The organism is Adhaeribacter soli, assembly GCF_008727925.1.
GTDB classification, from domain to species: Bacteria; Bacteroidota; Bacteroidia; order Cytophagales; family Hymenobacteraceae; genus Adhaeribacter_A; species Adhaeribacter_A soli.
The window spans coordinates 351593-375734 of the sequence record NZ_VTWT01000002.1; the positions used below are offsets into that span (position 1 = coordinate 351593).

The 24142-nt window shown below is 45.5% G+C and carries 15 protein-coding genes; 11 read left to right on the forward strand and 4 right to left on the reverse strand.

Annotated features, from left to right (window positions below):
- Nucleotides 1-23: 23 nt before the first annotated feature.
- From F0P94_RS04940 to F0P94_RS04990, 11 genes are all read left to right on the forward strand, one after another.
- The gene (locus tag F0P94_RS04940; RefSeq protein ID WP_150902703.1) at nucleotides 24-3101 is read left to right on the forward strand and encodes an APC family permease; all 3078 of its coding nucleotides are present in this window, start codon (nucleotides 24-26) and stop codon (nucleotides 3099-3101) included.
- Nucleotides 3102-3111: 10 nt separating this feature from the next.
- The gene (locus tag F0P94_RS04945) at nucleotides 3112-3840 is read left to right on the forward strand and encodes an ABC transporter ATP-binding protein (RefSeq protein ID WP_150902704.1); all 729 of its coding nucleotides are present in this window, start codon (nucleotides 3112-3114) and stop codon (nucleotides 3838-3840) included.
- Nucleotides 3840-4388 carry a cob(I)yrinic acid a,c-diamide adenosyltransferase gene (locus tag F0P94_RS04950; protein WP_150902705.1) on the forward strand — a complete coding sequence of 183 codons (549 nt, stop codon included), beginning with the start codon at nucleotides 3840-3842 and terminating at the stop codon, nucleotides 4386-4388. The genes F0P94_RS04945 and F0P94_RS04950 overlap by 1 nt, the downstream gene beginning before the upstream one ends.
- 232 nt (nucleotides 4389-4620) lie before the next feature.
- A complete protein-coding gene (locus tag F0P94_RS04955; protein ID WP_150902706.1) occupies nucleotides 4621-5685 on the forward strand; it encodes a branched-chain amino acid aminotransferase in 1065 nt (354 codons plus the stop codon).
- A gap of 180 nt (nucleotides 5686-5865) precedes the next feature.
- On the forward strand, nucleotides 5866-7848 hold the full coding sequence (locus tag F0P94_RS04960) for a transglutaminase domain-containing protein (protein ID WP_150902707.1): 1983 nt from the start codon (nucleotides 5866-5868) through the stop codon (nucleotides 7846-7848).
- 41 nt (nucleotides 7849-7889) lie between these two features.
- A complete protein-coding gene (locus F0P94_RS04965; protein ID WP_150902708.1) occupies nucleotides 7890-9794 on the forward strand; it encodes a DUF3857 domain-containing transglutaminase family protein in 1905 nt (634 codons plus the stop codon).
- A 554-nt stretch (nucleotides 9795-10348) separates the two neighbouring features.
- Nucleotides 10349-11426 (forward strand): peptide chain release factor 2 gene (prfB, locus tag F0P94_RS04970; RefSeq protein WP_150902709.1). Its coding sequence is split into 2 segments (ribosomal slippage): nucleotides 10349-10399 and nucleotides 10401-11426, totalling 1077 coding nucleotides; the frame shifts between segments, so codons are not numbered across the junction.
- 390 nt (nucleotides 11427-11816) lie between these two features.
- Nucleotides 11817-14981 carry a SusC/RagA family TonB-linked outer membrane protein gene (locus F0P94_RS04975; protein ID WP_150902710.1) on the forward strand — a complete coding sequence of 1055 codons (3165 nt, stop codon included), beginning with the start codon at nucleotides 11817-11819 and terminating at the stop codon, nucleotides 14979-14981.
- Between the two features lie 27 nt (nucleotides 14982-15008).
- The gene (locus F0P94_RS04980; RefSeq protein ID WP_150902711.1) at nucleotides 15009-16460 is read left to right on the forward strand and encodes a SusD/RagB family nutrient-binding outer membrane lipoprotein; all 1452 of its coding nucleotides are present in this window, start codon (nucleotides 15009-15011) and stop codon (nucleotides 16458-16460) included.
- 20 nt (nucleotides 16461-16480) lie between these two features.
- Nucleotides 16481-17152: an immunoglobulin-like domain-containing protein gene (locus tag F0P94_RS04985; protein WP_225307121.1), complete on the forward strand. Its 672-nt coding sequence runs from the start codon at nucleotides 16481-16483 to the stop codon at nucleotides 17150-17152.
- A 21-nt stretch (nucleotides 17153-17173) separates the two neighbouring features.
- Nucleotides 17174-17689, forward strand: a complete 516-nt coding sequence (locus tag F0P94_RS04990) for a lipid-binding protein (protein ID WP_150902712.1) — start codon at nucleotides 17174-17176, stop codon at nucleotides 17687-17689.
- Nucleotides 17690-17746: 57 nt separating this feature from the next.
- On the opposite strand, the gene F0P94_RS04995 is transcribed toward F0P94_RS04990, so the two are convergent.
- The 4 genes from F0P94_RS04995 to lon all read right to left on the reverse strand — a co-directional run bounded on the left by F0P94_RS04995 (nucleotide 17747) and on the right by lon (nucleotide 23912).
- On the reverse strand, nucleotides 17747-18472 hold the full coding sequence (locus tag F0P94_RS04995; protein WP_150902713.1) for an SDR family NAD(P)-dependent oxidoreductase: 726 nt from the start codon (nucleotides 18470-18472) through the stop codon (nucleotides 17747-17749).
- A gap of 247 nt (nucleotides 18473-18719) precedes the next feature.
- On the reverse strand, nucleotides 18720-20126 hold the full coding sequence (gene hslU / locus F0P94_RS05000; protein WP_150902714.1) for an ATP-dependent protease ATPase subunit HslU: 1407 nt from the start codon (nucleotides 20124-20126) through the stop codon (nucleotides 18720-18722).
- A 160-nt stretch (nucleotides 20127-20286) separates the two neighbouring features.
- The gene (gene porQ, locus F0P94_RS05005; protein WP_150902715.1) at nucleotides 20287-21360 is read right to left on the reverse strand and encodes a type IX secretion system protein PorQ; all 1074 of its coding nucleotides are present in this window, start codon (nucleotides 21358-21360) and stop codon (nucleotides 20287-20289) included.
- Nucleotides 21361-21413: 53 nt separating this feature from the next.
- Entirely contained in the window at nucleotides 21414-23912 is a 2499-nt protein-coding gene (gene lon / locus F0P94_RS05010) for an endopeptidase La (protein ID WP_150902716.1), read from the reverse strand.
- Nucleotides 23913-24142 lie beyond the last annotated feature (230 nt).

The window sequence follows — 24142 nt, forward strand, 5'->3', positions numbered from 1 at the left end:
TCAGATTATTGATAGAAAACAGTATGTTTTTACCTCCCAAAAGTGCACAACGAATAACGAACAACGAACCACGAACAACCACATTCTGGCAGAATCAGCCGGCTTCTTTAAAGTACCCGTACCTTTTTCTGCTTTTTATCTCTTTAGCAGCCGTAGGCTTAGGCCTTTACCATTATTTCACCGGCGACGACGCCATGATCCGGTGGGTTACGGTGCCTCATTTGCAGCCCGTAGATGCGTACATCGATCAGTTTAAAGTAGCCGGGCAGGAATTTAACATCAAAGCCAACGGCTATCTTTTAACCGAACGTTTCGATACCAGTCTGCCGTTTATAAATGTGCAGGCGGCTTATTTTTACCTGACCTTGCTTTCCCTGGCCCTGGTCTTTTTTCTGGCGGCCGCCTCCACACTTAAACGCTGGGCCTTTTTAGGCGCCATGGTGCTGCTCATGTTCTTCCTGGTAACCGTAAACCTCGAAGGCCTGGGGCTCATCAGCCAGGCGAAATCCTTTATTCTGTTGCCTGTAATGCTGGGTCTGGCCTTGCCGGCTTATGCATTTCATGCGTTTTATCCGCACGTATCTTTTCCGAAGCGTTTGTTAACCTTCGCGGTTCTGGTGGGCATTATTGGCTTTTTTGTTTTCAGCCAGAGCCAATATCCGGCTACGGCTACGGTCATGCATTTGGTGAACCACGGCACCCAGGCGGCCTTGGTGGCTTCGGTTCTGTTTATTTTTTGGGTAGCCTACGAGAACATTCATTTCCTTGTCTGGATCAATACGCAGGCGAAAAACCCGGCCAGTCGGTTTGGTGTCTGGCACTTTTTACTGGTGGCTTTGCTGTACCTGGCCAACCTGACGCTCATTTACTTGGAAGAAGCCGGCATATATGACCTCGACCTGGTTTACCTCGACCCGTTCATTATCCTGTTTTTGTCTTCTTTAGCCGGTTTCTGGGGTTTGCGCAAGCGCGAAGAAATTTACGGCTTCCTGGTTAACTTCTGGCCGGGCGCGGCCTTTCTGTTCCTGGTTTTCGCCATCCTTACGTTTCTGAATATCGGCTACGCGTTTGCTACGGCTAATGACCCGATGATCGAAGGGTACAATTCCATTATTGTATATGTGCACCTGGCTATCGGTTTTCTATTTTTCCTGTACGTAATGGTGAATTTTGGCCGGCTGATCGGCCAGAAACTGCAGGTTTACAAGGTGATTTATGACCCCAAAAAGCTGCCTATTTTCACCGTTTACATCATGGGCACCATTGCTACGGTGGGTTTATTTGTAAAAACAAATGCGTACACCTATAGCCAGGTAAAAGCCGGTTATTACAACTATTTGGGCGACCTTTATAAAGTTACCGGCGAAGAAATTCTTGCCGATAAATTTTACCAGGAAGGCAGCATTTTCGACCACCACAACATTAAATCGAATTACAGCTTGGCCGGCATCAGCCGCGAAAAGAATTTCCGGAGCACCGAAATCGTGTACCTGAAAGAAGCTCTCCGCCGCGGCCCCAACGAAAAGATCTACGCCCGTTTAAGCGCCATGTTCAACGAGAAGGAATACTTTTTTGAGCAACAGTTCACTCTGAAGGCAGCCATCCGGGAATTCCCCAGGAGCGCGAAGCTGTATAACAACATGGCCTTGCTTTACAACAAAACCGCGCTGCTCGATTCGGTACTGTATTATTATTCTCTGGCCGAAAACTTCGATGAAAAGGAACCAGTTATCCAGAGCAACAAGCTGGCTTTTTTAATTAAGAACGGCCTGCCCGAAGAAGCAAAGAAAGTTGCCGAAGCAAATACATCATCTGAGCACATTCCGCTGCAAAGCAATGCCATTTTACTCCAGCATTTAACCGGGCAACCAACCCCGGCGCCGGAGTGGCCTCAGCCGGAAACGGAATTTAATCCGGGTACTTTTGCGAAGCTTTACCATACGGTTTTAAACCGTCTCCACACCTCCGATACCACGGCCATCAGTCACCTGAACGGATATATTACAAAGCCGGAAAATGCGAACTACGCCGAAGATTTCAGTTTGCTGAAAGGCGCTTTGCAGCAGTACCATACGCAACCCCTAAAGGCCAAAGAAACGCTCGAAAACCTGTCCCGCACTTCCGCGCACGGAACCGGCTATTACCAGGACATTCTGGGCTTGTGGATGCTGAAATACGGCCTGAACCAAACGGCAGCCGATTACTTTGCCAAAGCCCGCAATAACGGTTTCCCGGAAGCACCACTGCACGAAGCCTGGGCGCTGGCCTTTGCCGGCAAAAAAGCCGAAGCCCTGGAAGCCGTTCGTTCGCAACTTACTTCCGATAACCCGGATCAGGCCCGCGAAGCCACACTATTACTCGTATTATTGGAAACTAGTCCGGAACAGGCTTTAAGTTTTAAAAACGAGGCGCATAAGGTTCAGTACATGCAGGTGCAGCCGCTTTCCGCAACCATCGATTTCCTGCCCTTGCTTTCTTCCATCCAGAATCCGGAAATTAAAATGGCGGGGAAAAATGCTTTGGTTTCGCGATACCTGCAGCAAAACAACCTGCTTCAGGCGCAACAGTTTCTGGCAAACCTGAATGCGAACCCGGAAAACAAAACGCCGGAACAAGCCGAAAGAAACCGCTTATTAGCTATGGTCTGGAGCAAAACCGGCAACCTTACCGCCCTGAATCAAAATCTGGACAAAATGTACCTGGAGCCGGAATTTGAAGGTGAAAAAGTTTATTACCGGGCCTTGCTGGCAGAAAAGGAAAAGCAAACTGCAAAAGCCAAAACGCTATACAATCAGGCCGAAAAACTGGCCCCTTTTAACCCGGATGCCATCTTAGCCGCTTCCCGCTTTTACCGCGACCAGGTGAAAGACGACATGCAGGCTTACACCATCATCATGACCGGCATTACGTACAATCCGTTTTCGGCGCCGCTGTATAAAGCCTACGTGCTGCAAAGCCTGAAAACCGGTTTCGAAAGTTATGCAGCCTCCGGCATGGAGCATTTGCAAACGTTGATTCCGGCCGAAGAATACGCTACCTTTAACCAAGTTTACCAGGCAGAACTAGCCAAAATTCAGGCTGCAACCCAGGGCTGGGAATAAACCAAAACGCATGGCACCAATCATCATCGAAACCAGAGATATTTCCCGGATGTACCGGATGGGCAACGAAACGATCCATGCCTTGCGTTCGGTTACCATTACCATAAACAAAGGCGAATACGTGGCATTCATGGGACCTTCCGGCTCCGGAAAATCCACGCTCATGAACATCATTGGCTGCCTCGATACGCCCAGCGGCGGGCAGTATATCCTGAACGGGAAAGACGTGAGCAACATGACCGATAACGAACTGGCGGAAGTCCGCAACAAAGAGATCGGTTTCGTGTTCCAGACCTTCAACCTCCTCCCCCGTTCTTCGGCGCTGGAAAACGTGGCGCTGCCCCTGGTATATGCCGGCTATAAAAAATCGGTGCGCGAAGAAAAAGCGTTGCAGGTCCTTGCCAGTGTAGGCCTCGGCGACCGGGCGAAGCACAAACCCAACGAACTTTCCGGCGGTCAGCGGCAACGGGTGGCCATTGCCCGCGCCTTAATTAACGACCCGAGCATTATTCTGGCCGACGAACCAACCGGTAACCTCGACACCAAAACTTCCTACGAAATTATGGAGCTCTTCGAGAACCTGCACGCCAAAGGCAACACCATAATTATGGTTACCCACGAGGAAGACATTGCCAAGTACGCCCACCGCATTGTGCGCCTCCGCGACGGCCTAGTAGAATCGGATATTGTGAATACCGAAGTTACCACCCATTCCAACCAAACCGCATCTAAAAATTGATGAAAATATATACCAAAACCGGCGACAAAGGCGAAACTTCCCTGATTGGCGGAACCCGCGTAAAAAAATCGCACGTCCGGATCGAGAGCTACGGCACCATCGATGAGCTGAATTCCTACATTGGTTTAGTGCGCGACCAGGAAGTGAATGCGGCGCGCAAAGACCTGCTGAAAGAAATTCAGGACCGTTTGTTTACCATCGGTTCTTCCCTGGCTTCGGACCCGGAGAAATCGAAAATGAAAATTCCGGATCTTCATACGGAAGACATTACCCTGCTGGAAAAAGAGATCGACCAGATGAACGAAGAACTACCGCCTTTACGGGTTTTCGTGCTGCCCGGCGGTCATCAGTCGGTTTCGTTTTGCCACCTGGCCCGTTGCGTTTGCCGCCGTGCCGAACGCCTTACCATTGCCCTGCAGGAAGAAAGTTTTGTGGCCGACCTGGTAATTCAATATTTAAACCGCCTCTCCGATTATTTATTCGTACTAAGCCGCAAGATGGCCCAGGAACTGAACGCCGAAGAAGTGCCCTGGAAACCCAGAATGTAAAGTGAAGTAATGCTTTTAGCGAATGGCACAAATCCTAAATTTGAATACTTAAAAGCAGCGAAAGCCCTTACTTTTTCCCGAGGGAAGACTAGCGTTTCAGTTTCAAATATTTGTAATCCAGTTAAATAAAGCCTAATTTCAGCATAAAATCATTTTCTACACACTAACATTCTTCGGTTTATAAATATCAAAACCACTTACTCACTAATTCAATCCTTTTACTTTTTTTCTCATGATTGAAACCGCTAGTATAAATATTACCCGCACGCCGGCCTCGCGTATTTCCGAGCTGGATTACAACAATATAGAATTCGGAAAAATTTTTGCCGACCACATGTTCATGATCGATTTCGTGGACGGCCAGTGGCAGACCCCGCAAATTTTACCCTACGGAAATCTTTCCCTGAGCCCGGCTACCTCGGCGCTGCATTACGGCCAGGCAATTTTCGAAGGCATGAAAGCTTATAAAGATGCCAACGGCGAAGTGCTGTTGTTCCGTCCGGTAGATAACGCCCGCCGCCTGAACCTTTCCGCCGAACGCATGTGCATGCCAACCCTACCGGAAGAATTATTCATGCAGGGCCTTTCCGAACTGATCCAGCTGGATAAAGACTGGGTACCGCCAACCCCCGGCACGGCACTTTACATCCGTCCGTTCATGTTCGCCACCGATGCTTTTGTGGGGGTGCGTCCTTCGGCCAATTATAAGTTTATGATCTTCTGCTGTCCGGTAGGTGCTTATTATGCCAACCCGTTACGCGTGAAAATAGAAACCGATTATACCCGCTCGGTAGAAGGTGGCGCCGGTTTCGCCAAAGCTGCCGGCAACTACGGCGCTTCCATGCTGCCTTCCAAACTTGCCCAGCAGCAAGGCTATCACCAACTCATCTGGACCGATGGCAAAGAACACAAATTCCTGGAAGAAAGCGGCACCATGAACCTGATGTTTGTAATAGACGGCAAACTGATCACCCCGGCCCTAAGCACTTCCATTCTGGCCGGCATTACCCGCGACAGCGTACTGCAACTGGCCCGCGACTGGGGCATGCCGGTGGAAGAGCGCCAAATAGCAGCAGATGAAATTATTGTGGCGCACGCCAACGGTACCCTGCAGGAGGCCTTTGGTTGCGGCACGGCAGCCGTTATTGCCCCGATCATTACCATTGGCTACGAAGGCAAGGATTATGATCTGCCGGCCCTGGAAACCCGCGAATTCTCGAACAAGGTTGCCGCTGAACTGGATAAAATTAAAACCGGCGAAGCCCCTGATTTGCACAACTGGATGGTACGAATTTAACCCCTATACTTTTCCGGGCCTAAAGGCTACCGTTTTAAGTACAAAAAGCAGCTTCTTTACCGGGAGCTGCTTTTTTTGTTTCCTACATTAAGAATGAGAATCAAATTAAGCACTTTATATTTTGTTAATTTAAAAATAAGCCATTAATTTTACTTAACAATAAAAAAACTGCGCTTACTTATGAAGCAACTATACTTTCTCTTTATTCTTCTTTTCTTTATTTCATTTTCAGTTCAGGCCCAGAAACAATCCGGCAGAGCTTTTCTAAAATCAGGCAACATTTCCCTGGATGACCTGAAAATGTCTAAATACGACAAAGACACCAGTGCTGCTGCCGTAATTTTATATGATGCCGGTAGATCCCGTTTTGATGTAAATAATACAGGGGAATTAGTTCTTAATTATGATCGGCATCTGATTATTAAAATATTGAAAAAGAGCGGTTATGATTGGGCTAACATTTCTGTACCTCTTTATCAGAAAAACACCTATACGAAAGAGGCTATTTCAAATTTGAAAGCTAATACCTACAATCTGGTAAATGGCAAAATTGTAGCTACCAAACTTACCGATGAATCTGTTTTTGAGGAGAAGAATACTTATAACTGGGTAACTCAAAAATTTACGATGCCAAATGTAAAAGAGGGCTCTGTAATCGAATTCACTTACAGGATACAATCAAAATTTATTTACAATCTCCGTGAATGGCAATTTCAATATACTATTCCAGTTGTCTGGAGTGAGTATACCACCCAGATTCCAAATAAACTAAATTACTCTAAGATGATGCAAGGCTACAATAGTCTTTTTCTCCATGAAACCAAACCTGTTGACTTAAATATTGCCTTGCAGCCACTAGCGCCCCATAGTGAAACCAAATGGGCGATGAAGGACGTGCCCGCCATCCGTGAAGAGCCATTTATGAGTTCAATTAATAATTATTGTTCCAAAATTGAATTTCAAATAAATGAGGTTGTGATTCCGGGATTTATGTATGAAACGTTTAACAATACCTGGGAAAAGATAAGCACCATGCTGATGGAGAACTCCCACTTTGGTGATCATATTAATAAAACAGCCTTTACCCGCGAAAAAGTTGTACCTCTAATAAAGGACATTTCCGATCCGGAAAAAAAGATGGTGGCTATTTATAAATTTGTTCAGGAAAATATAAAATACAACAATATAGAGCATATCGCTACTAAATCACCGATTAAGAAAACACTGGAAACAAAAACCGGGAATTCCGCCGAAATAAACCTGCTCCTTATTGCCATGCTCCGGGAAGCAGGCCTAACGGCAAACCCGGTTATTCTTAGTACCCGAGACCATGGATTCGTAAACACAAACATGCAGGCAAACCTTGCTAAGTTTAATTATGTAATTGGTCATGTTCAAATAAATGAAAAGGAATTTCTTTTAGATGCTACTGAGCCTTTTGCTCTGCCAAATTTGCTGCCCATTAAATGCGTGAACGGAGAAGGAAGGCTGCTTACTTCAGAAGGCTCCCGGTGGGTTTCTCTTGCTCCTCCCACCAAATCCGGCGAAATGTTATATTCACAATTAACGATCGGTAACAACAACTCACTGAAAGGCAAAATACAGCTTTCTAGTACCGGATATGTCGCTTTAAGCCATCGCAATAGTATTTCCAGAAACGGAGAGGATAAATTCATTGAGAATTTCAGACAAAAAAACCACAACCTGAATTTCAAAAACTTTAAAGTACAGAATTCAACATTACCACAGGAAGCTTTAAAAATGGATGTGGAAATCGAAAACCCTGGCCAGGCGCAAAAAGCAGATATCATTTACCTGAGTCCGTTTCAGGACCAGGCCGAACAGGGAAATCCATTTAAATTAGAAAACCGCTTATTCCCTATTGATTTTGGGACTCCCATCGAACAGACTTACATTTTCAATTATACCCTTCCGGAAGGATTTAGAATTGATGAACAACCAAAGAATGTTTCTGTAACGCTTCCGGATAATGCGGGTAAATTTGTATACAGCATTAATTACACGGGCAACACCTTAAGCTGCGTGAGCAAGATAAGCATAAACCGCGCTGTTTTCATGGCCGAAGATTATGCACTTGTAAAGGAATTCTTTAATCAGGTGGCAGCCAAGCATTCAGAGCAAATTGTATTGAAAAAACTTTAAGAACTTTTCTTGTCTGAATTACTCAGTTCCTGAATTTCATTATGCTATTTAATATACTTTTAAAAATCTTTCTTATTGGTAACCTGAACATGGTGGCTCCACCTGCCAGGTATCAGGTAAGCGCTATTCCCGAAGAATTAACTCGGAATGCGGATGCTGTATTACGTCAGGATGAATTGGTTTTTACCGTTAAAGATCAGCGTAATGCTACCCAAAAAGTACATTATGCAATTACCATTCTGAATAAAAATGCAGCCAGTTATAGCACCCTGGCAATTCCTTACGATAAATTCACGAAGGTTACCAATATAAAGGGCACGCTTTACAACAAGGATGGCTTAATAATTAAACATCTTAAGAATAATGAAATACAGGACATTGGCGGCATAAGCGGCACTAGCCTTATTGAAGACACCAGAGTAAAAGCTGCTCAATTCACGAATGCTTCCTATCCGGTTACAGTCGAATTCGAGTACGAGATAAATTCCTCAGGCTTACTCTTTTATCCTACCTGGCACCCGCAATCAGATTACAGATTAGCCGTTGAACAGTCCAGCTTTCAGGTAAATATTCCGGCCGGCCAGGTACTTCGTTATAAACCTGTAAACTGCCCGGAACCGGAAAAATATAAAGCTGAAAAAGCGGACACTTATTCCTGGACCATTAAACAAGTAAAAGCTAAGGAAAAAATGCCCTGGCAACCATCATTATCAGAGTTGACAGCCAAGGTGTATACCGCACCAACTACGTTTGAAATAGATGGTTTCTCTGGTAATATGACCACCTGGAAGGACTTTGGTCTTTGGGTAAATAAACTGAACAAGGATAGGGATAAACTCCCGGAACCAACTATTGCCAAACTTAAGGCCTTAACAGCCTCTGCTCCCGATGATCAATCGAAAGTTCAGATCCTGTACCAGTATTTGCAGGATAATACCAGGTATGTGAGCATACAATTAGGGATTGGTGGCTGGAGACCGTTCGAGGCCAGCTTTGTAGATTCTAAAGGATATGGAGACTGCAAAGCCCTTTCAAACTACATGGGTGCAATGCTCCGGGCTGTTGGCATCAATTCCTTTTACACCCTTATTACTGGCGGCCAAGACGAGCCTGATCTTCAGAAAGATTTCCCTAGCATGCAATTTAATCATGTGGTTTTATGTGTTCCGCTAAAGCAGGATACCATCTGGCTGGAATGTACCAGCCAAACGGAAGCAATGGGTTATGGTGGTTCCTTTACCGGCAACCGCCATGCTTTACTTATTACCCCGGAAGGCGGGAAAATTGTTAAAACGCCGGTTTATTCCGGAAAAGATAATACTGTTTCCCGAAAAGCAAAGATCCGACTGGAATCTGACGGAAATGCAAATGCCGAATTAGAAACTATATATTCCGGCCTGGAACAGGATGAACCGGCTATGGTTTCTGCTGCCGGAGCCCCGGATCAGCAAGCCTGGTTCTACCAGAATGTGCGTCTGTCTAATTACTCCATTAAGCACCTTCAGTACTCCAGGACAAAAGAAAGAATACCAAAAGTAACGGAAAAAGCTACTCTGATTATAAACAAATGTGGGGTAACCAGCAGTAAGCGCATGTTTATTACACCAAATTTATTTAATAAAAACACCTTTGTATTTCCGGAGGATAATAACCGCAGTCAGGATATAATTCAGGATTACGCTTCCTTTTCCAGCGATACACTCGTCTTCGCGCTGCCAGCCGGAGGCTTTCATCCCGAGTCTTTACCGGAACAGCAATTTATTAAGTCCGCTTTTGGTGAATATACCTCCCTGGTAAAATTCGATGGGAAACAACTTATTTATATCCGTACCCTGAAAACGGAGAAGGGTCGCTACCCTGGTACTCTTTATAATGAATTAAGGGAATTCTACCATAAAATAACGGCGGCAGATAAGGCCCAAATTGTACTGGTTTCTAAATCGTAACCTGTAAATGGTTCTCTTTCCTTTGCTGGTCCTTTTCCTTTCAGGCAACCTCCTTATAAGGCATAAGTGTGATTTATGCTTTTAATCAGAAAGCAGCTTAGATAGTATCTCTTGCTATACCTACCTTGTCAAAAATTAACCGACGAGGCCCCGGATTTGCACAACTGGATGGCACGAATTTAACCTCTATACTTTTCCGGGCCGAAAGGTTACCGTTTTAAGTACAAAAAGCAGCTTCCTGACCGGGAGCTGCTTTTTTTGTACCTTTCACTTTCCAGAAAGAAATACTTGCCACACCCGGAACTTTAAACTACTGATTATAATTAAGTTACAGACACAATACCCAATCAACAACTTCGTTATTGGGGTATATACAAAAGATATATTTAAGTTACATTCATTCAAAAACACCATTCATATTTCCACACTTCTACCCTACCAAATTGGACTAGTTTCCTGAGCATTGAACTTTAGAATTCCGGAATATATTGAATTTACCTTTGTATGTTCGGCTTCAACCTGTATTTTGGCTCTAAATATTTATTAATACAATTATGACCAACGAACAGGTGAAAGATTTAAGGGCTCGCGTAGAGGCTCTGAGGAGGTATCTTTGACTACGATGCCAAGAAAGAACAGGTATTAGAAACGGAGAAGCAAACCACGGCCCCGGGTTTCTGGGACGATTCCAAGAAAGCGGAAGCCATTTTACGGGAAATAAAATCGGTAAAGCTCTGGACCGACGATTATGAGGCCGTGGAAGCGAAATTAGCCGATTTTGAAACGCTTTATGAATTCTTCAAAGAAGGGGAAGGCTCTGCTGAGGAGATCGACACAGAATTCAAGGCGGTTACCGAAGCCGTGGAACAATTGGAATTTAAGCGCATGCTCAGCAACGAAGAAGACCAGCTGAGCGCCATTCTCGAGATAAATCCGGGAGCAGGGGGCACGGAAAGCCAGGATTGGGCCGAAATGCTGATGCGGATGTATATTATGTGGGCCGAAAGTCATAATTTCCAGGTAAGGCAGCTGAATTACCAGCCCGGCGACGGCGCCGGTATTAAATCGGCTACGCTGGAAATAAGCGGCGACTTTGCCTATGGTTACCTGAAATCGGAGATCGGGGTGCACCGGCTGGTGCGCATTTCGCCTTTCGATTCCGGCGGGCGGCGGCACACTTCGTTTGCTTCGGTGTTCGCCTATCCGTTGGTAGACGATACCATTAATATTGAGATAAATATGGCCGATATCGAATGGGATACTTTCCGCTCGGGCGGGGCCGGCGGGCAGAACGTGAACAAGGTAGAAACGGCCGTCCGGTTAAAGCACAAACCATCGGGTATTGTAATTGAATGCCAGATAGAACGGTCGCAATTAATGAATAAAGAACACGCAATTAATATGCTGCGGTCGCGTTTATACCAAATCGAAGTGGATAAGCGCAACGAGGAGCGCGATAAACTGGAAAGTACCAAAAAGCGCATCGACTTCGGCTCCCAGATACGGAATTACGTGTTACACCCTTATAAATTAATAAAGGACCTCCGCACCGGTATAGAACGCACCGATGTGCAGAAAGTGCTGGACGGCGACCTGGATGAATATATAAAAGGTTATTTAATGCAAAACTAATTTAAAAGAATAACGTAGGCAGAACGTCCGGTTAATAACCGGGCTTTCTGACGTTAATAACGATCTGGAAAACGAATTTTTAACTTAAACCTGAATTCTATAAGGCAACAAACGCACATCTATCCTACTCGCAAGAAGGTCTGCCTATCCGATTTACAACATTCTATAAATATTCCGGGCAGACATACAATTTCCTCTATTTTAGCACTTTACAGGACAAATTAGACACTAAATAAGGACGTGTTATAATTTTCCAGAATATTTTGCACTCAGACCGCAAAATCAGGCAAAAAAATCATGCTTGCAGCGCTTTGTTTATTACATACTTTTTTATACTATTGACATAGTAACCTGTACAATTATCTATTTTTTCACCCTAAAACAAACACAATGAAAAAAATCCTCTTTCTGAGTTTCTTCCTGGTGTTGACCTTGCTGAATCAGGCAATGGCACAGGACAGAACAATCTCAGGTACTGTCATTGACAAGGAGACCAATACCGGTTTACCTGGCGTGACTGTAATGGTAAAGGGTACGCCGACCATTGCAACCAGTACCGACATCAACGGCGCTTACACGTTAAGTGTACCCGCAACCGCAACTTCGTTGGAGTTTAGCTTTATTGGTTACCGTAAAGTAGAGCGTCCGATCGGAGCAGAGACCAACATTGGCGTAACCCTTGAACCAGACGTTAAACAGCTGGGTGAAGTGGTTGTTACAGCGTTGGGTCTTGAAAAAGAAAAAAGATCCCTTGGTTATGCCACTCAGGAACTTGATACCGAAGAAATTACTCAAGGTCGCGATCGAAGCGTTCTGAACTCCATTCAAGGTAAAGTTGCTGGTGTACAAATCACTAGCCAGTCTGGTGGTGTTGGTTCCTCTACCCGCGTGGTAATTCGTGGAACAAAATCGTTCGGTGGTGATAACCAGGCCTTATTTGTGGTAGATGGTATTCCAATTAACAACTCTTCTATTAACACCGGCGATGCCCTAAACAATGGTGTGGATGCCGGTAACCGGGCAAATGATATTAACCCGGAAGACGTTGAGTCCATGAACATCCTGAAAGGACCAGCGGCCGTTGCTTTATATGGTTCCAGAGCAGCGAACGGAGCTATTATTATCACTACTAAGAAGGGTAAAAATGCAGCGGCTAGAAACAAAAAAGCTGAGATCAGTTTGTCTAGCTCGTATGTATTTGAAAACGTTTTAAAACTGCCTGATTTCCAGAACCAATTCGGACAAGGCTTTTACGGCGGTGAAGACCTTCGTGAGAACACCAGCTGGGGACCACGGTTTGACGGCGTAGTACGTCCTTGGGGTAGCATTGTTAACAACCAGCAGCGCCTCAGAGAATACAGTGCTATTCCGGATAACGTAAAAGAATTCTACGAAACTGGCTCGGTATTCACAAACACTATTTCTTTGGATGGTGGTAACGAAACAAGCTCTTACAGAATTTCCCTTTCCGACCTGAAACAAAAAGGCGTTGTGCCAAACACAGAATATAACAGAAATACTGTTTCATTCTCAGGTAGCACCAAACTAACGAACAAGTTCAACAGTACTGCAAGCATTACCTATACCAAATCTGGCGGTGATCTTGCTACATCGGGCCAGGGTAACAGCGCATTTAACCAGCTTATTCAGACCCCTCGCAACATTAGCTTACTTGAACTAAGAGATTATAAAAACCCTTTTAATGACCTGGAAGGCTATTATTCTCCATTCACAGAAAACCCTTACTGGATCCTCAACGAGAACAAATATACCAACGATGTAAACAGATTATTGGGTAATGTGCAGTTAGGGTACGACGTTAATGACAACTTTAAGATTATGGGCCGTATAGGTACCGATTTCTATAACGACAGACGTTTCCAGTTTGTAAGAGTTAGAGATGCTGAAGGTATTAACGGTGGCTACAGAAACAACGATGGAGAGATAGTAAATGCCTCTTACTTTGTTAGAGAATTAACTTCCGACATCATGGCTTCTTATAATAAGGACCTGAATGAAGACCTAAACCTGAACGTGTTGGTGGGTCATAACATTAACCAGCGTGAATCGAGCTCCGTAAGCACTGCTGCTACCCAGCTTGCATTTAATACCGGATTCGATAACCTGTCGAACAATAGCGGGACTTATACTTCTTCTGGCTCTAAGAGCTTGAGAAGATTATATGGTATTTATTCTACAGTTGATTTAGGTTTCAGAGATTACCTGTTTTTAGGCTTATCTGCCAGAAATGACTGGTCATCTACGTTACCAAAAGAAAACCGCTCCTTCTTTTACCCTTCAGTAAACACCAGCTTGGTATTTACTGAGGCTCTGGGCTTAACCGATAATAATCTTATTTCTTACGGTAAAATCCGGGCTAACTATGCACAGGTAGGTAATGATGCTCCGGCGTATGTAATCGATCCTGTTTTCAGATCCGGTAATATTACTGACGGCTACAACGACACCGACCTTGATTTTCCTTTTGGTGGCATAGCTGGTTATGAAAAAGGCAACGTAATTGGCAACCCTAATCTGCAGCCTGAAATTACCAAGTCATGGGAAGTTGGTGCTGACATGCGTTTCTTCGATGATCGTGTGAATGTAGATTTTTCTTACTACAGCGCCCGCCATACAGAACAGATCGTAGCTGTACCGGTAGCTCCGTCTTCCGGATATACTGCACAATACATCAACACCGGTTTAATGACCAATAAAGGGGTTGAATTATTAGTTTCAGTTTCTCCGATCAGAACAAATGATTTTAACTGGACCATTTCCGCTAACTACACTAAAAACAAAAACATGGTAGAGGAATTATTCGGCGATACTAAAGAAATTGGTATCCAGGATGGCAACCAGACTACTTTAAGCAGTGCGGCTTTGGTTGCCAGAGTTGGCGAACCATATGGCTCATTCCGTGTTCAGGCTTACCGTCGCGACCCGCAGGGCCGTATTGTAGTTGGTGAAGATGGTATGCCTTTATATGCTTCTGAAAACATTATCAAAGGAAACATCCAGCCTGATTACATGGCTGGTCTGACAAACACCTTCACTTACAAGAACCTGTCTTTGAACGTAGTATTTGACACAAAACAAGGTGGTGAGTTCTATTCCAGAACTGCTTCTACCATGCGTTTTGCCGGTACAGATCCATTAACGCTTTATAATGACCGCAATCCGTTTATTATTCCAAACAGCGTAATTGCTGTAGGCGATAACTTTGTAGAAAACACTGTTCCTGTTACGAACAACAACTTGTATCAGTATTGGGGCAATCTTCCGGAAGAAACCAATATTATTGATGCATCTTACGTTAAGTTAAGAGAGATTTCTTTAAGATACGTGCTCCCAGCTAACCTTATCAGCAAAACCCCTTTCGGCAATGTTGAACTAGGTGTCTCAGGAAGAAACCTGTTTATCTGGACTCCTGATGAAAACACTTATGTGGATCCGGAACAAAATACTTTTGGTAATGGCAACATTCAGGGATACGACTTCTCTGGTTCCCCAACAACCAGAAGCTATGGCGCCAACATTCGGGTTACTTTTTAATTAACTTTTTTAAAGTTTAAATAAGAAATGAAAAGAATTAATAAATATTTAGTAGCATGTATATTCGCCAGCATGTTTGGCTTATCGTCATGCGAGAAGGATTTCCTGGATGTAAATACAGACCCGAACAATCCGCTTGAATCTACACCGGAACTTACTTTATCTACCGGTATTGGTTATACCGCCTATACCATGGGTAACCAATTCCAGATTCTTGGCAATTTCTGGTCACAGCACTGGACACAATCCTACGGCGCTGGCCAGTTCCGGGATCTCGACTCTTATAGAATTCAATCCAACACTTATGATCGTCCTTGGCAATATCTGTATTCAGGTGCTTTAAACGATTTTAAGTATGTGTCTGAGCAATCTGCAAAAGTAGACCGGCCTAACCATGCTGCAATTGCAGATATTATGATGGCCTACGTTTACCAGGTTTTGGTTGATGGTTATGACCAGGTACCCTTTTCTGAAGCGTTACAAGGTTCAAATAACCTGAATCCGAAATATGATGCCGGTAAGGATATCTATGCTGCATTAATCCCGATGATTGATGGTGGCGTAAACAAAATTACAGAAGGCAGTTTACCAGAAGGAGGTGACCTTGTTTATCAGGGCGACATGGATATGTGGCGAAAGTTTGCCAATACCCTGAAGCTTAAAATCTATCTTCGTCAGGCATATGTGTCGGAAAACCAGTCAGCTGTTCAGACTGGTGTGGCGGCTCTCTTAACCAAGAACGAATTTATTGAAACGGGTGAAGATGCAGAAGTACCATTCGTAGATCAGAGCTTAAACAGAAATCCGATCTATCAGACTGAAACAACTACTTTCAGCGCAGCTAACATCGTTGCCAGTAATACGATCCTGAATTATCTAAATACAAACAACGATACCAGAATTGGAGCTTTCTTTAAGCGGGCTGCTTCTGCCCCGAATGCCGGAAATTTTGCTGGGTTGGATCAGGGGATAACAGGAACCGGGGTTAAATCATCTCTTCTGGCTTCCTCTTTTTCTAAACCAAGTAGTGCTGTAGCAGGTCCGACTGCACCAGTGCCATTTATATCCGCTGCTGAAAGCTACTTCTTACAGGCTGAGGCTGAATTACGCTATGGCTCATTTGCCAATGCACAGGCGCGCTATGAGGACGGTGTAAATGCTTCTTTTGCTTACAACAACGTTTCAAGAACAGGCGTTACTATTCCAGCTTTAAGCAGCTCAGAAACTCTGGAAGAAAACCTGGAGAAAATTATTACTCAGAAATGGGTAGCAATGAGTGGCCGCCAAGGTTTTGAAGCGTGGACTGAGTTGAGAAGAACTGGCTATCCAAGCTTTATCAAACCTTCTGCCAGCAGTGTATTAGGAAGCACCTTAATGCCGAATCGTTTATTGTTCTCAAGCAGCGAGTCATTAAGAAACAGCAACACCCCTGCTATAATTGACATCCATGAACGTGTTTGGTGGGATAGAAAAAATTAATATTTTAAAAAGAACGATATATGAAAAACCATTTTAGATATTCATATTTATTTATCCTGGCCTTCTTTTCTCTCTCATTCATGAGTTGCGATAAAGAAGAGACTGACAACCTATCTAGGATAACTACTTACCCGATAATTGCAGTGAAAGGGGAGCAATTTACGTCCATCCCTGTAGGAGGTACTTTCAAAGATGAGGGGGTTTCTGCAACAGTTGGAGGCGCTGAAATTGAATCAGTTAAATCTGGAGATGCAGTTGACGTTAATACTCCTGGTGTGTATATTATTACCTATACTGCCACAAATCCAGACGGATTCTCAGTTTCAGCAAACCGTTATGTTGGAGTAATAGCCCCTGATGCTGAGGCTTTAGATTTAACAGGCAATTACAAACGTAATGCTGGTGCATTGGGAGTTTCAAAAGTTACAAAGCTAGGTCCTGGACATTACACTTCCGATAATATTGGTGGTGTAGCAGTAGGTGGTCCTGCAACCACGGTTCATTTTTTCCATACAACTGGTAAAACTTTAATTGTACCAGAACAGGAAAATGCCGGTGGCACATTCGCAGCTATCAATGCCTCTTACAACTTTGGTGACCCCGCAGCCACCCCTCCTGTACCGGCAAGCTATACCTGGACGGTTATAAATGCCGGTTATGGTGCAGCTCCACGTACTTTCGTAAAACAATAGCCCACTTTAACTTAAATTATCATGAAAATAAAATTTCTAGGTGTATTAGCCCTTGTTTTTTCTGCAGGATTATTTACTGCCTGCGATAAAGACGACGATCCGAAGGTAGAACTTTCAGCTGCTAAGGACAATGCAGGTGAATGGTGGGTAAAATATGAGGTTGCAGATGAGGACGGTGTTTATTCAGATATTTATGGAGCTGGTTATACACACCTGTACACTTACAACACAGCTGATAACGTAAGTGATAAATTGTGGGTATCCGATGAGCATAACTTCTGGGACTATCGGGTAAAAACCAATCTGGATCCAGGAAACCGCACATTTTCTTCTACTGGTCAAAAAAGCGCTGTACCCGAATATGATATCGTTGTAGATATTACAGATGGTAAGATCTTGAAAGATGCAGGACGTACAGCATCAGGTAAAACCGTAGATAGTATTGCATTCTTCATTAAATTCGAAGATGATACTGATGGATTTACCTACCGAGTTAGCGGTCACCGCAGAACTGGTGTTCCAGAAGATGAGCACTAATAATTATATTATTGCATATTAAAAAGCCGGCCTGTTGATTACAGGCCGGCTTTTTCTTTACAACTCATCAATCCGGCAAACCACCTTCAAGTTTCCCGGCGGCAATTTCAATAGTTTTTTCAGCTTTTTAGCTACCGTTTCCGGACTGGCCAAACTACCGGAAGCTTTGTAATCTTTAAACTTACTCACCTGGCTGAATTGTGCTGATGGCGTTTCCCTGATCTGAGCCTGCATTTGGGTATCTACAATGCCGGGAGCAAGCGAGAAAACCCGGACGCCGGAATTTAGCAGGTTCTGCTCCAGCTGCACGGATTCGGAAAACAGATCCAGTGCGGCTTTGGAGGCACAGTAGGAAGCCCAGCCATCCATGGGGTATTTACCAGCGCCGGAACTGATGTTCAGGATTATTTTTTCGGCTTTAACCTCCCGGTAAGTGTGCAGAAAAGCATTCATTAAAATAGCCGGGGCGGTTACATTTACCGAGAACACGTAATTAAAATCTTCGTTTTGCTTCTCCCCTACGTAGCCGATTTCACCCAGTACGCCGGCATTGTTTACCAGCACCAATTTATCTGCATCCTGAACTTGCTGGAAAATTTCCGGCAAGTGGGTTAGCAGGTTTTGCGTTTCGCTTAAGTCCATGTTCAGGTGGCGGTAGCGCGGATGATTGATGGTCTGGTGTCTGGAGATGCCAGTTACAAATGCTTCCTCGTTTTCGAGCAAGGCTTCTGCTAAGGCTTTCCCGATTCCTTTGCCGGTGCCGGTGATAAAGTAGTATTCCATAGTTTGCTTGATTACGTGAATGAGAGAATTAATGCATGCTTAAGATTCACGGCTTTTTGAGCATTTCCCCTACCGTTTTTTGCAAGTGTTTTTGAAATGTTGTCGCAATGCCATGGGGACAGGTCAAGCCCTGTCCGTACAGGGAATCCTCTTTATCAGTATAAAATCCTTGAAATCGTGTTCAAATAAAAAACCTTAACTACTCAAAAGCAGTTAAGGTTTTCCGTTTAAAAAGATAGCGATTCTTTTACAGAATATACTGGCTCAGGTCGCGGTTTTTCACCATGTCGCTCAGGCGCTCTTCTACCATTTCTTTGGTAACGGCAATGTGGGCGTTGGCGCCGATCTTGTCCGGCACGTCGAAAAGGAAATCGTTTAGCAGGCGGCTCATGACGGTGTGCAGACGGCGGGCGCCGATGTTCTCTACTTCTGCATTCACTTCAAAAGCGATCTCGGCTATTTTCTCCAACGCTTCGTCGTTGAAAGTCAAGGTTACGTTTTCCGCTTTTAATAAGGCTTCGTATTGCTTGGTTAACGCGTTTTTCGGGAATTTCAGGATCTGGTAGAAATCGTCTTTGGTAAGGCTGTTTAGTTCTACCCGGATCGGGAAACGGCCCTGCAATTCCGGGATCAGGTCGGAAGGTTTGGCTACGTGGAACGCACCGGCGGCAATAAAGAGGATGTGGTCGGTATTGATCACGCCGTACTTGGTGTTTACCGAGCTTCCTTCCACAATCGGCAGCAGGTCGCGCTGCACGCCTTCGCGGCTTACGTCCGGACCACCACCGCCGCCTTTGCTGGCTGCACTGGCAACTTTGTCGATTTCATCGATAAAGATAACCCCGGCATTTTCCGCTTTTTTAATGGCTTCTTCCTTTACTTCATCCATGTCGATGAGTTTGGCGGCTTCCTCGTCCAGCAGAATTTTGCGGGCTTCGGCAATGGTTACTTTCCGCTTTTTGCTTTTCTTCGGCAGCATGCCCCCTATCATTTCCTGAATGTTCATCATGGAAACGTCGTCCATGCCCGGAGCCATTACGCCAATGCCCGGCGCGGCACTTTGCGAAACTTTAATTTCAATTTTACGCTCGTCCAGTTCCCCGTTGCGGATCATGAGGCGGAATTTCTCGCGGGTGCGTTCGTTCAGTTCCTGATCGGTTTCGGGTTCTTTTTCTTCGTTATTCTGATAGCCCAGCGTAGAAGAAACGCGGTTGTTTGGCTGGCTTACCGGCGGAATTAAAGCATCGAGAATGATGTCTTCCACGGCTTGGGCGGCCTGCTGTTTTACTTCTTCTTTCTTTTTTATCCGTACCATATTTACCGACTGTTCCACCAGATCGCGCACCATGCTTTCCACGTCGCGGCCTACGTAACCTACTTCGGTAAATTTAGAGGCTTCTACTTTGGTGAACGGAGCATCGGCAATGCTAGCCAGGCGGCGGGCAATTTCGGTTTTACCCACCCCGGTAGCGCCGATCATCAGAATATTGTTCGGCACGATCTCTTTCTGCATTTCCAGCGGCGCGTGCATCCGGCGCCAGCGGTTACGCAAGGCAATGGCTACGTTGCGTTTGGCATCGTGCTGCCCGATAATGTATTTATCCAGTTCGGCCACAATCTGGGCCGGCGTTAAATATTGGCTTGAATCGATCATTAATTAAATTGTTAATTGCTGATTGTTAATTGCTGCTTGTTTGGATTTAGAAAATTGAAACCTGAATTGATTTTAGAAGAAAATGCTATCATTTTTACCTATAAAACCCGATTCATAATTAATTAATCAATTAACAATCAGCAATTAACAATTAAGCTATTTATTTGTTAAAGTCAGGGGCCGGACGTTCGCTGCTTTTATTTTTCTTCTTCAGCAAACCTTCCAGCGTGGTACTTACGGTAAAATAATTACTGGCGCCCGAAACGTGGTAATAAGCCCGGGTATAATCCAGTTCGAATTTCTTGATCCGGATCATGGCCCCGAACGACATTCCGGCGCCGCCGGCTTTGGTTTCGGTGCGCAGTTCGCGGCGCTGCAGGTGGTTATACCCAAAGCGGAGGTTAAAGTTTTTGCTCAGAATAAATTCGCCGCCCACTACAAAATGTCGCGCTAACTTGTCGCCAAACGTCTTCTTCGGTTTAATTTCCTTGTTGAATTCATCGAGCTTGCCGGTTGCCGTGGTATCGAGGTAAACAATATCGAATTTATGCAGGTGGTGCGCGGTAAGGGAGAATTTCAGCGGCATGTGCGCCAGTTTATAGCTCATCCCAACTTGCGCATCGAAAGGCATTGGTTCGCGGTTTCCGTTATAGGTTTTCAGCTGATAACCGATATTCTTCAGGGCCAGGCCAACCGTAAAATCCTGCTCCGGATGCTGAAAAATACCGCCCACATCTACCAGTGCCCCTACCGCTTTGTACTCCGCAATGCGGGAAACGCCCAGCTTCGCGGTAGCGCCCAGGGTGAAATGGTCGATGGATTGTGCGTGTGTCAGGTTTACGGTATAGTCGGCCACCGAAAAAGTGCCCTGCTCCTGCCCGGTGGCATCGCGCTGTACAAAGTCGCCGTAGTTCACGTACTGAATGCCGGCTGCCCAGTGCGCCCCTTTTTTATTCGGTAAGCTGAAGGTAAGGCCGTTTTGCTTGATGTCGCTCAGGAAGCCGGTATGCGTAAAGGAAAGCTGGTAATCCGATTCCGGGTTCAGTAAGGCCGGATTTGAATACAGCATGTTTACGTCGTGGCTCCGCGAGGATACGTTTATCCCCCCCAGGCCGGCCGTTTTTGCCCCGACCGGCAGGTTCAGGAAACCAAAGCTCCGCTGACCGCCGATCTGGGCAGAAACCGTATGGCTGAGGGCAAAAAAAGTACAAAAGGCGTAAAAGATCTTCCGCATAAAACACCAAATAAAAGGCTACCTGCCAAATGCTACACGCACGAAATCCGGTTTTATTGTTCCAACGCGCCGGCCAAAGACGCTTCTTTCGTTAATTCAAGTTTCAGCGGCTTTTTAACCTGCTCCGGAAGCAACGCAAACTGAATTACATCGTCTACCGAATCTACGTAATGGATGCGCACATCTTTCAGGTACACGGCCGGGATCTCGGAAATATCCTTTCTGTTTTTGGTGCACAGAATAATATCGGTAATACCGGCGCGTTTGGCTGCCAGAATTTTCTCCTTGATGCCGCCCACCGGAAGCACTTTTCCGCGAAGCGTAATTTCACCCGTCATCGCCATTTTCGGCCGCACTTTACGTTGCGTGAAAATAGAGGCAATGGAGGTGAAAATAGCTATACCCGCCGAAGGACCGTCTTTCGGAACGGCGCCTTCCGGGAAGTGAATGTGCAGGTCGTACTGGTCGAACAAACGGTAGTCGATGTCCAGCAGTTCGGCGTGCGCTTTCAGGTAAGAAAGGGCCGTAATAGCCGATTCTTTCATCACGTCGCCCAGCTGGCCGGAAAGCGTAAGCTTGCCTTTGCCCCGGCTCAGGATCGATTCGATGAACAAAATATCGCCGCCCACAGAAGTCCAGGCCAAGCCGGTAACTACCCCGGCGGTATCGCTTTCCTGATAAATTTCCTTATCGAACGGTTCCGGCCCAAGGATCTTCACCACATCTTTCGCATCCAGGGTATGGTTATATTCATCTTCCATAGCCTTCGCCTTGGCAATGTTCCGTACCAGCGCGCCGATCTTGCGTTCCAGACTTCTTACGCCGGATTCGCGGGTATAATCGTCGATCACTTTTTGTAGCGCGGAGGTAGTGATTTTTACGTCTTTTTCCTCCAGACCATGCTCTGATTTTTGCTTTGGCACCAGGTGACGTTTAGCAATTTCAGTCTTTTCTTCCAGCGTGTAACCGGTAATATCAATGATCTCCATCCGGTCGCGCAAAGCAGGCTGAATGGTATCTAATGCGTTCGCGGTAGCAATGAAAAGCACTTTGGAAAGGTCGTATTCCACTTCCAGGTAATTGTCCACGAACGTGCTGTTCTGTTCCGGGTCCAGAACCTCCAGCAAGGCAGAAGACGGGTCGCCACGGAAATCGGAACTTACCTTATCGATCTCATCCAGAATAATTACGGGGTTGGATGAGCCAGACTTTTTGATCTGGTTGATGATCTTGCCCGGCATCGCGCCTACATAGGTTTTCCGGTGACCGCGGATCTCGGCTTCGTCGCGCACGCCGCCTAAGCTCATGCGGATGTATTTCCGGCCCAGCGATTTGGCAATAGAACGCCCCAGCGAAGTTTTACCCACGCCCGGAGGACCGAACAAGCACAAAATCGGCGCTTTCAGGTCGTTTTTCAGCTTCAGCACCGCCAGGTATTCAATAATCCGGTCTTTCACTTTCTCCAAACCGTAATGGTCGGTATCCAGAATTTTCTTGGCCCGCTTCAGGTTGAAATTATCCTTCGTGTATTCGCCCCACGGCAACTCGATCAGGAATTCGCAATAGTTCAGCGCAATCGGGTACTCGGCAGCCTGTGGATTGATGCGGCCCAATTTGTCGAGTTCTTTGTTGAAATGCTTTGCAACGGCTTCCGGCCATTTCTTTTTGGCCGCGGCAGCGCGTAACTTCTCGATTTCCTGATCCGGACCATCGAAACCGAGTTCATCCTGCAGCACTTTTATCTGCTGGCGCAGGAAATAATCGCGCTGCTGCTGGTCGATATCGGTATGTACTTTGGTCTGAATTTCCTGTTTGATCTCAAGCAGCTGAATTTCCTTCATCATCAGTTCGAGCAAAGTGGTACCGCGCTCCACGCCATCGTTGATTTCGAGGAGCTTCTGCTTCTGGGCCACTTCCACGTTTATGTTCGAAGACAGGAAATGCGTCAGGAAACCCGGGCTGTCGATATTATCCAGCGCGATCTGGGCTTCCTGCGGAATTTCCGGGTTCAGCTTCAGCATTTTGGCGGCCGCATCTTTCAGACTTTGTACCAGCGCTTTTACCTCACGGCTGTTCTTGTTCGGGAAATCTTCTTTACAATGCGAAACCTGCGCCGTTAAAAACGGAACTTCCTGCAGCACTTTTTCGATCTTGAACCGGCTCTGGCCCTGAATGATGATAGTCGTATTGCCGTCTGGCAGCACGAGCATTTTCAGGATCTTGGCCATGGTACCCACCTGGAACAGGTCTTCGGAAGTAGGATCGTCGGCAGCCGTGTTTTTCTGGGCCACTACGCCTACAATTTTATCGCCGCGGTAGGCTTTGCGCACCAGCCGGATCGATTTTTTCCGGCTTACGGTAATAGGCAAAACCACGCCCGGAAACAAAACGGTATTGCGGATCGGCAGGATCGGCAACGAAGCCGGCTTTTTAAGCTTGCTCAGCTCTTCGTCTTCGGGGGTGGCAACTATAGAAATTAATTCTCCCCCGTCGTCGTCGGAAAGGTCTTGCAACAACAACTGATGAAGAAAATTAGATGTGTTATTTATCATAGTAGGTTAAAACCAGTGTCAAAATGACAGGTATATGCTTACAGAACGGTTACTTTTTGCGGAAATTACTAAAAACGCAAGACCTATGCCAAGTTATCGGCAAGATTAATTCCGGCAAAGGCGTAACCACCCGGTTTTTCCGGATTCTGCTTCTCGTTTAAACAAAGTTAATTGCATTTTAATTTAGTTTTTATGCAGATAAGTTATAAATTTGTTTACGTTTTCCAGAA